We start from the raw sequence: 8477 nt of genomic DNA on the forward strand, positions 1-8477 counted from the left end.
GGCGGCGGATCGCGGTGGGACCGCCCGGTCAGCGCGCGGCGGCGCGACCCGGGCCAGCCGGTCGAGCAGGAAGACCTCGGTGCCGGCCAGGCCCGTCGAGCAGAAGACCGAGATCTGGTCCGCGCCGGTCCGGCCGGGAACCACGCCCGCCAGCACCGCGCCCAGATCACGCAGCCGCTCGGCGTACGGCGGCAGGACGGCCAGCATCGGCGGGTCGTACGCGGCCGCCTGGGCCGGCGAGTCGGTGGCCAGGACGTCGGCGGCGGCCAGCAGGTCGGCGCCGAACTCGGCGCGGTGCCGCTGCTTGAAGCCGACCGTGTTGACGTGCATGCCCGGGGCGAGGTCCCGGGCGTCCAGCACCGGCGCCGGGCTGGTGGTGGCGAGCACCACGATGTCCCGCCCGGTCACCGCCGCCGAGGCGGTGGCCACCGCCCGGGCCGGCACGCCCAGCTCGGCCCGGACCCGGGCGGCGAACGCCTCCCGGTTGCCGGCCGAACGGCTGTGCACGGTCACCTCCCGCAGCGGACGGACCGCGGCGGCCGCCCAGACCTGGGTCCACGCCTGCCGGCCGGAGCCGACCACGCCGACGGTGGCCGCGTCGGGGCGGCGAGGGCGTCCACGGCCACCCCGCCCAGTCCCCCGGTGCGCCGGGAGCCCAGCTCCTCGCCGACGGCGATCGCCCGCACCGCCCCGGTGCGCCCGTCGTGCAGCACGACGAGCTGCCCGCTCTCCGGGTGCCCGAAGGTGTCGTACGACCGGAAGCCGTACCACTCGCCGGTCAGGTGGCCGGCGGTGAGCACCATCCGGCCGCCGCCGAGCGGCGCGCTCGCCCGGGGCGGGGCGACCAGCCGACCCTCGTACGCGGCCAGCAGGGCGTCCCGCATCGCGGCGACGGTGACCGGGGCGTCCAGGGTGGCGGCGACGTCCTCGTCGGAGAAGAGCAGCGTCATGACCCCCATACTGCAACTTGAAGTCAGGTTGAGATCCATCGGTGGTGGGGTTCGTCACCGCGCCGGCGGCCGCCGCGCCCGGCCGGTGCTAGCGTCGGCTGTGGCGGTCCCCGCCGGCGCACCGACGGCCGGGCCGTCCCGGACGAGTCGTGGGCGTACCCGGTCAGGCCAAGACGCCCCGGACGACGACCGACTCGTCCCGGCCCCGGTGGCCGGGCCGCGCGCAAGAGGTGACCCCATGGCCTGGATCGTGCTGGTGCTCTCCGGATTCCTCGAGACGGCGTGGGCGATCGCCCTGGACCGCAGCGCGGGATTCAGCCGCCCCCTGCCCTCCGCCGTGTTCGCGGTCACCCTGGTGCTGAGCATGGCCGGCCTGGCGTACGCGCTGCGCGAGATCCCGGTCGGCACCGGCTACGCCGTCTGGGTGGGCATCGGCGCGGTGGGCACGGCGCTGGTCGGCATGCTCGCCCTGCACGAACCGGCGAACCTGCCCCGGATCGCCTGCCTGCTGCTGGTCGTGGCCGGCATCGTGGGCCTGAAGGTCTTCCACTGACCGGTACCGCCCCGATTCGCGGCGTATCGCACCGGATGCGTACCGCGAGCGCCGAGTGGGTAGTGACCGATCACCCACCGAAGGGCCTACTCACGGAGGACACCATGGCCGACATCCACGCCACCGCCCGCCCGCGCAGCAGCGCCGCGCGGATCTGCACCATCCTGGGTTTCGTCTTCGCCGTCATCGCGGTCTTCTTCCTGCCGCCGCTGTTCGGCCTGGCCGGTCTGATCCTCGGCATCGTCGGCGCGGTCCTCGGCGACAAGCCGCTGGGCTGGTACGCCGCCGGTGCGAGCGTGCTCGGCGCGATCCTCGGCATGGTCATCGGCGCCGCGCTGATGAACTCCTGACCGACCTCCCCACGACGAAGGCCCGCCGGGATGCCGGCGGGCCTTGTCGCGTCGGGTGCACCGGGCGGGCCTACTCCTCGCCGCCGCGCAGGCCGACCAGGACCTCCTCCAGCTCGTCCGGCTTGACCAGCACGTCGCGCGCCTTGGACCCCTCGGACGGGCCGACCACGCCCCGGGTCTCCATCAGGTCCATCAACCGGCCCGCCTTGGCGAAGCCGACCCGCAGCTTGCGCTGGAGCATCGAGGTGGAACCGAACTGCGAAGTGACCACCAGCTCCACCGCCTGCACGAGCAGGTCCAGGTCGTCGCCGATGTCCTCGTCGATCTTCTTCTTGCTCTCCTGCGCGGGGGCGAGCACGTCCGGCCGGAACTCCGGCTCGCGCTGGTCCTTGCAGAACTTGACCACGTCGGCGATCTCGCGCTCGGTGACCCAGGCACCCTGGATCCGCACCGGCTTGGAGGCGCCCATCGGCAGGAACAGCCCGTCGCCGCGGCCGAGCAGCTTCTCCGCGCCGGGCTGGTCGAGGATGACCCGCGAGTCGGCCAGCGAGGAGGTGGCGAACGCCAGCCGGGACGGCACGTTGGCCTTGATCAGGCCGGTGACCACGTCCACCGAGGGCCGCTGGGTGGCCAGCACCAGGTGGATGCCGGCGGCCCGGGCGAGCTGGGTGATCCGGACGACCGAGTCCTCCACGTCGCGGGGGGCGACCATCATCAGGTCGGCCAGCTCGTCCACGATCACCAGCAGGTACGGGTACGGGCGCATCTCCCGTTCGCTGCCCGGCGGGGCCTTGATCTCGCCGTTGCGCACCTTGCGGTTGAAGTCGTCGATGTGCCGGACCCCGTTGGCGGCGAGGTCGTCGTAGCGCATGTCCATCTCGCGGACGACCCAGTCCAGCGAGTCGGCCGCCTTCTTGGCGTTGGTCACGATCGGCGTGACCAGGTGCGGGATGCCTTCGTAGCCGGTCATCTCGACGCGCTTCGGGTCGATCAGCAGCAGCCGCACTTCGTCCGGCGTCGCTCGGGTCAGGACCGACACCAGCAGTGTGTTCAGACAACTGGAGTTGTGCGTGGGGATGCACGCGCGACTGGCCAGGTACAGGTGACTCGGGCTGTCGACCTCGATGCATCGGACGGGTACCGAGGCGATCGGCCGGACGTCCACGATGTAGCGCCGCGAGGTCGTCGCGCGCGTACGAACCACTTGACGGCTCGCTTTGCGCGTTAGCCGAAAGACCTTGTCGGCCGGGGTGAAGTGGATCCGGTAGCAGGTGAAGGTCAACTCGTTCCGGCCCTTCACCCGCTTCGTTGTCAGTGTCGCCTGATAACCGAGCCCAATGATCAACTCCAGAGCATCCTGGGCCAGACGCTCGTTCGTGAGCGCAAGTTCGACGCCGCCTTGCCTGGAAACCGTTCCGTCGGTGTCCAGCAGACCTGCCAGCAGGGCCCGCCGCTGCTGCTTTGACGAACGCAGGTAGGTGGCGGGGATATGCTTCGTACCGATCTCACGGAACAACTGCCGCAGCGTCCGGTAACGGTCACGGGGAGGAGTGTCCGGTTCGAAGCGGCTCGGCCGCTGGAGCCTGGTCCGACCCCGAGCTGCCAGACACACCGCGGAGAGGCCGACCCCGAGCTGCCGCGCCGCCCGAGCGAGGCTCACGCCCCCGGTGGCCAGTTCCACCGCCTCGGCGACTCGCCGTTCCCGTTCCGGCCTGTTCGAGATCGTGTACTGCATCCGGCTGGAAGCGTGCTTCGTCACGACGTACCCATCCAGACGGATGTTGTCCAGCAGCTCCTCCTCGTCGCATGTGAAGCCGGCCGACCCGGTGGTGCCGTCACCCAACCAGCAGCCCAAGGTGTACGGAGCGATCGGTAGATCCTGCTCTGGATAGTCGAGAGCCCCGCACACCGCCACCGCGTGATTGGCCCAGGATCCGCTCCGCCCGGCCACCCGTAGCGACGCTGCTATCTCTGCCGTCGTGACTGGTCGGTCGTCGAAGCTACGCCGCCGACCTGACCGTCCCGGATCCGCGACGATCTCATGCAATGCCTGGTAGACCCGGTGACGGGAATAGGTGGGCACCCGGCGGGTCACTTCGCGACCACCCCGCAGGTAGCTGGTCAGCGCGCTCTCCGCCTCCTTGGGCAACCCACGCACGACCCGGTACAGCACGTTTCGGAACTGCTGGCCGACATCCGTGATGATCTCGTCAGTCGACACCGGGCGATCGAGCTCCGCCAGCACCTTGTCCGCCTGTGTCGCCACCCGCTTCACGTCATCCGCGGACCAGTACGAACCATCCTTCCACCGCTGGGTTCGCTGACTCCGGCCCGCCCTCGTCGTCGTCTGCCACTGGTGCTCAGCGTCGGCGACGATGACCGTGCCGTCGGAGAACTCCACTTCGTAACAGGGGCGGTCATCCATGACTGGGGTGGCGGCGACGATGGTGCAGGCTCGGCCCTGCTCGTCGAAGACCCTCCCACCAACCTGGAGTGCTCCCATGGTGGACCATCCGTCAGGCGTCGGGATCGGCGTGTCCAGGGCCAGTGCCTTGCCCGCGCCGGTCGCGCCGGCGATCAGGATGTGCGGCATCTTGGCGAGGTTGGCCACCACGTAGCCGCCCTCGATGTCCTTGCCGAGCGCCACCACCATCGGGTGGTGGTCGCTGGTCGCGGCCCGCGAGCGCAGCACGTCACCGAGGGCCACGTTCTCCGGGTCGGTGTTCGGGATCTCCACGCCGACCGCGCTCTTGCCCGGGATCGGGCTGAGGATCCGCACGTCCGGCGACTTCACGGCGTACGCGATGTTGCGGGAGAGCTGGGTGATCCGCTCGACCTTGACGCCGTGGCCCAGCTCGACCTCGTACCGGGTGACCGTCGGGCCCCGGGTGAAGCCGGTGACGGCGGCGTCCACGTCGAACTGGTCGAAGACGCCGGTCAGCGCCGCGATCACCTCGTCGTTGGCCTTGCTGCGGGTCTTCGGCGCGGCGCCGCCGCTGAGCATGTTGGCCGGCGGCAGGGTGTAGTCGCCGGCCAGCCCGGTGAGCGCGAGCTGCTCGGCCCGGGTGGGCGCGGGCGAGTGCTCCGGCGGCTCGACCGGCTTGCGTGAGGCGGGCACCTTCCCCCGGGGCTTGCGGGGCAGCACCACGGTGTCCTGGAGGTCGACGCCGTCGTGGTCGTCGTCCGGGTCGTCCGGGTCCAGCGGCGGCGGCAGCCGCTTGGCGGGCCGCTTGCGGGCCGGCTTCTCGGCCACCTCGGCCTCGTCGCCGGCCGGGGGCGCGACCAGGGTGCCGGCGAGCAGGCCGAGCCGCTCCGGGATCTTGTTGATCGGGGTCGCGGTGACCACCAGCAGGCCGAAGAGGAGCAGCAGGACCAGCAGCGGCACCGCCACCCAGGCGGTGATCGCCGTCTCCAGCAGGTCACCGACGCCCGCGCCGATCAGGCCGCCCGCGTAGTCCCGCTGCACGGAGTCGACCGGATCCTGTCCGATGTGGAGCATGGCTGCGGTGGCGAGCAGCATGGAGCCCCAGCCGACCAGGCCGCGGCCCCGGTGCTCGGGGTCGGCCGACGTGCGCATCAGCCGCCAGGCGCCGATCATCAGCAACACCGGCACCACGATCGCGATCGCGCCGAGGAAGAGCCGCACAGTGTCGGCCAGCCGGGCGCCGACCGGCCCGGCGCCGCCGAACCAGATGGCCACCGCGGTGAGGATGGCGAAGCCGAAGAGCAGCAGCCCGGCGCCGTCGCGGCGGTGCTCCGGATCCAGGTCGCGCGCCGACGCGGCCTGCCGGCCGGCCGCCCGGACCGCCCAGCCCACCCCGTGCGCCAGCCCCATCCAGAGCGCGCCGACCGCGCGTCCGATGTAGACGGCCGGGCCGGGCCGGGCCGCGGTTCGCCGCCGGGCCGCCGCCCGGGTGGTCTTCTTCGCCGGTTGGCGGGCACGGCTGTTCGTGGTGCCGCGCGGCGACGCGCCGCGCCGCCGGCTCGCCTGAGAGGTACGGCCCGCCATAGAGTCAACCGTAACGGCGTCACCCGGCAGATCGCCGCTTTTCCGGGTCGTGTCCGCGCGTCGCACCGCGGACCGCGCCGTCGGTGTGTTATTCGCCTCAGAAGGGATGCCCGATGGCGTCGCCGGAGATCGAGGACGGTCCGGACGGCCCCCTGGCCGGACACCCGCAGGCACTACGGCCGCTGACGGGCGAACTGATCGCCGCGGTGCTGGCCAACCGGGGTTACAAAATCGGCGCGGACGCCGACGGCGACCTGGTGGGCCGCTGGGAGGAGAGCCTGATCTGGTTCTTCCGCCGAGGCGCCGCGGGCGAGCTGCTCCAGGTCCGCACCGTCGCGGCCCCCCGCTTCGGCATCGAGCGGGTGCCCGCCCTGTACGCCTTCTGCAACTCCTGGAACCACGGCCGGCTCTGGCCCAAGGCGTTCGTGCACGTCGCCGACGACGGGCTGGCCCAGGTCTGCGGCGAGGTGATCACGACCTGGAACGCGGGGTCACCCCGCACCAGCTCGACCAACTGATCGACTGTGGCGTCTCCACCGGCTGCCAGCTCGCCGCCGCCGTCGGCGACCTGCCCGGCGGGTCGGTCCGGTGACCGTCTCCCGTGACCGCGGGCTGGCCGAGGCGCTGGCCGAGGCCCGGGACCTGCCCGACGGGGAGGCCCGCTTCGCCGAGCTGGAGCGGATCGCCGGTCAGGCCGACGCGACCGGCGACCCGGGCACCGGGCTGGCCGCCCGGTTCGCGCTGATCGAGGCGTACCTGCACCACGGGGAGCGTTGGCGGCTGCTCGAACCGGTGCGCCGCTGCCTGGCCGCGGTCGACCGGACGCCCGGGCTGCTGGCCGGCCGCCCCGGCGACGCCGAGACGCTGCGCCGCCACCAGCGGCAGGCGGTGGAGGCGTTCCTCGGCACCCCACGGGTCGGCCTGGACCAGGCCCGGTCCCTGCTGGACGACCTCGCCGACCGGATCGGCCCGGACGCCGAACCGGTCGCCGAGCTGCACTGCCGGCTCGCCGACCACCTCGGCGACGAGCCGACCGCCCGCCGGGAGCACGACCGGTGGCGGGGGGCCGCACCCGACCCGGCCGGCGGCTGCCCCGGATGCGTCCCGGCGCGGCGGGCCGAACTGCTGGCCGGGTGGGGCGAGCACGCGGCGGCGCTCGACGCGCTGCGACCGGTGCTCGACGGCGAGGTGCGCTGCACCGACCAGCCGGAGCGGGCCCTCACGGTGGCGCTGCTGCCGTGGCTGCGGACCGGGGCGGCCGACCGGGCGGGACGGGCGCACCTGCGGGCGTACCGGCGACACCGGCGGGAGCGGACGGCCTTCCCGCAGCTCGCCGCGCACCTGCGGTTCTGCGCGCTGGGCGGGCACCTGGACCGGGGGCTGGACATCCTCGCCGAGCAGCTGCCGCGGCTGGACCACCCGTACGACGATCTGTCCGCGATGGAGTTCGCCGCCGCCGGCGCGCTGCTCTGCACCCTGGCCACCGAGGCCGGGCGGGGCGGGCGGCGCCTCCACCGCCCCGGCCACGGTCCCCGGCCGGCGGCCGAGGTGGACGTGGCGACGCTCGGCGCGGACCTGCTCGCGGTGGCGACCGAGCTAGCCGGCAGCTTCGACGCCCGCAACGGCACCGGCCACCAGTCCGGGCGGATCGCCTCCTGGCTGGCCGACCGGCCGCTCGCCGACCCGGTGCCGCTGCCGGCCGAGGACTCCCCCGACGAGTGGCCGGCCGACGATCCGGAGCGGGCCGAACCGCCGGCGGAGGAGCCGGTCCCGCTGAGCCTGGCCCTGGTGACCGCCGCCCTCGACCGGCGAGGCGACGGGTACGCGGTGGAGCCGGACGGCACGGTGGTGGGCCGCTGGGGCGAGGCGGTGATCCGGTACCGCCGGCTGGGGCGGCGTGGGGAGATCCTGCACGCCCGGGTGGTGGCCACCCGCCGGCTGCCGGCGGCCCGGCGCGCCGAGGCGTACGCGTTCTGCAACGCCTGGAACCACGACCGGCTGCTGCCCAAGGCGTACGTGCACGAGCTGGACTCCGGTGAGCTGCTGCTGGCCGGGGACGTCAGCACCGACCTGGAGCACGGGGTGGCCCCCGTGCAGCTCGACGTGCTGATCGACGCGACGGTGGGCACCGGCGTCGGGTACGCCGCCGCGGTCGCCGCGCTGCCCTGACCGACCGTCGGACGCGGCGCGCCCCCGGCCACCGGGCGGTGGTGGACGGGGGCCGCGGTCCGGCTCGCCGGGCGGGCCGCCCGGCGACGGCTCAGCGGGCCGAGAAGGCCAGGGTGTACGCCCCCTCGCCGTCCAGCCCGACGACCCGGTAGCGGTAGACACCGGCCGGGGTCCCGGCGGTCAGCCGGGCCACGCCGTCGGAGGTGTCGGCGCTGGCCACGGTCTCGAACGAGGTCCCGGTGAAGCGCTGTAGCTGCACCGCCGCCAGGGTGTCCTCCGGCGCGTCCAGGCAGGCTTCCTGGCTGCCGGCGGCGGCCCGGAACCAGCGACCCTCCGGCTGGTTCTGCGCCCGGCCGGCCGCGATCTCGCCGGTGCGGCTCACCTGGCCCGTGCACCCGGTCTGCTCCCCGGCCGGCGGCGCGCCCGGGCGGCGGTGGCCGGCGGGC

Annotated in this window: 4 protein-coding genes, 4 pseudogenes and 1 riboswitch; of the genes and pseudogenes, 4 read left to right on the plus strand and 4 right to left on the minus strand. The window is 73.7% G+C overall.

Annotation, left to right across the window (positions count from 1 at the left end; translation table 11 throughout):
* Positions 1–42 precede the first annotated feature (42 nt).
* Positions 43–950, minus strand: a pseudogene (locus JNW87_RS10825) (ornithine cyclodeaminase family protein); the annotation flags it as partial.
* A gap of 120 nt (positions 951–1070) precedes the next feature.
* Positions 1071–1133, plus strand: a riboswitch (guanidine-III (ykkC-III) riboswitch).
* 55 nt (positions 1134–1188) lie between these two features.
* Between JNW87_RS10825 and JNW87_RS10830 the strand changes: the two are divergent.
* Together JNW87_RS10830 and JNW87_RS10835 are read left to right on the plus strand one after the other, a co-directional pair.
* Entirely contained in the window at positions 1189–1503 is a 315-nt protein-coding gene (locus JNW87_RS10830) for a multidrug efflux SMR transporter (RefSeq protein WP_238453597.1), read from the plus strand.
* A gap of 104 nt (positions 1504–1607) precedes the next feature.
* Positions 1608–1853 carry a hypothetical protein gene (locus JNW87_RS10835; protein WP_109804448.1) on the plus strand — a complete coding sequence of 82 codons (246 nt, stop codon included), beginning with the start codon at positions 1608–1610 and terminating at the stop codon, positions 1851–1853.
* 70 nt (positions 1854–1923) lie between these two features.
* Here the strand turns inward: JNW87_RS10835 and JNW87_RS40535 are convergent, their stop codons facing one another.
* The gene (locus JNW87_RS40535; RefSeq protein ID WP_375373494.1) at positions 1924–4356 is read right to left on the minus strand and encodes an FtsK/SpoIIIE domain-containing protein; all 2433 of its coding nucleotides are present in this window, start codon (positions 4354–4356) and stop codon (positions 1924–1926) included.
* A 30-nt stretch (positions 4357–4386) separates the two neighbouring features.
* A pseudogene (locus JNW87_RS40540) lies at positions 4387–5862 on the minus strand (DNA translocase FtsK 4TM domain-containing protein); the annotation flags it as partial.
* Between the two features lie 113 nt (positions 5863–5975).
* Between JNW87_RS40540 and JNW87_RS10845 the strand changes: the two are divergent.
* Together JNW87_RS10845 and JNW87_RS10850 are read left to right on the plus strand one after the other, a co-directional pair.
* A pseudogene (locus JNW87_RS10845) lies at positions 5976–6454 on the plus strand (YbjN domain-containing protein).
* On the plus strand, positions 6403–8031 hold the full coding sequence (locus JNW87_RS10850) for a YbjN domain-containing protein (RefSeq protein WP_375373495.1): 1629 nt from the start codon (positions 6403–6405) through the stop codon (positions 8029–8031). The pseudogene JNW87_RS10845 and the gene JNW87_RS10850 overlap by 52 nt, the downstream one beginning before the upstream one ends.
* Positions 8032–8122: 91 nt before the next feature.
* On the opposite strand, the pseudogene JNW87_RS10855 reads toward JNW87_RS10850, so the two are convergent.
* Positions 8123–8477, minus strand: a pseudogene (locus JNW87_RS10855) (S1 family peptidase); the annotation flags it as partial.

The sequence above is a fragment of the Micromonospora sp. ATA51 genome, assembly GCF_016802855.1.
Taxonomy (GTDB): Bacteria; Actinomycetota; Actinomycetes; order Mycobacteriales; family Micromonosporaceae; genus Micromonospora; species Micromonospora sicca.

Coding starts and splice junctions, on each gene's coding strand:
- JNW87_RS10830 (WP_238453597.1), top strand. CDS start 1,189: ATGGCCTGGATCGTGCTGGTGCTCTCCGGATTCCTCGAGACGGCGTGG.
- JNW87_RS10835 (WP_109804448.1), top strand. CDS start 1,608: ATGGCCGACATCCACGCCACCGCCCGCCCGCGCAGCAGCGCCGCGCGG.
- JNW87_RS40535 (WP_375373494.1), bottom strand. CDS start 4,356: ATGGGAGCACTCCAGGTTGGTGGGAGGGTCTTCGACGAGCAGGGCCGA.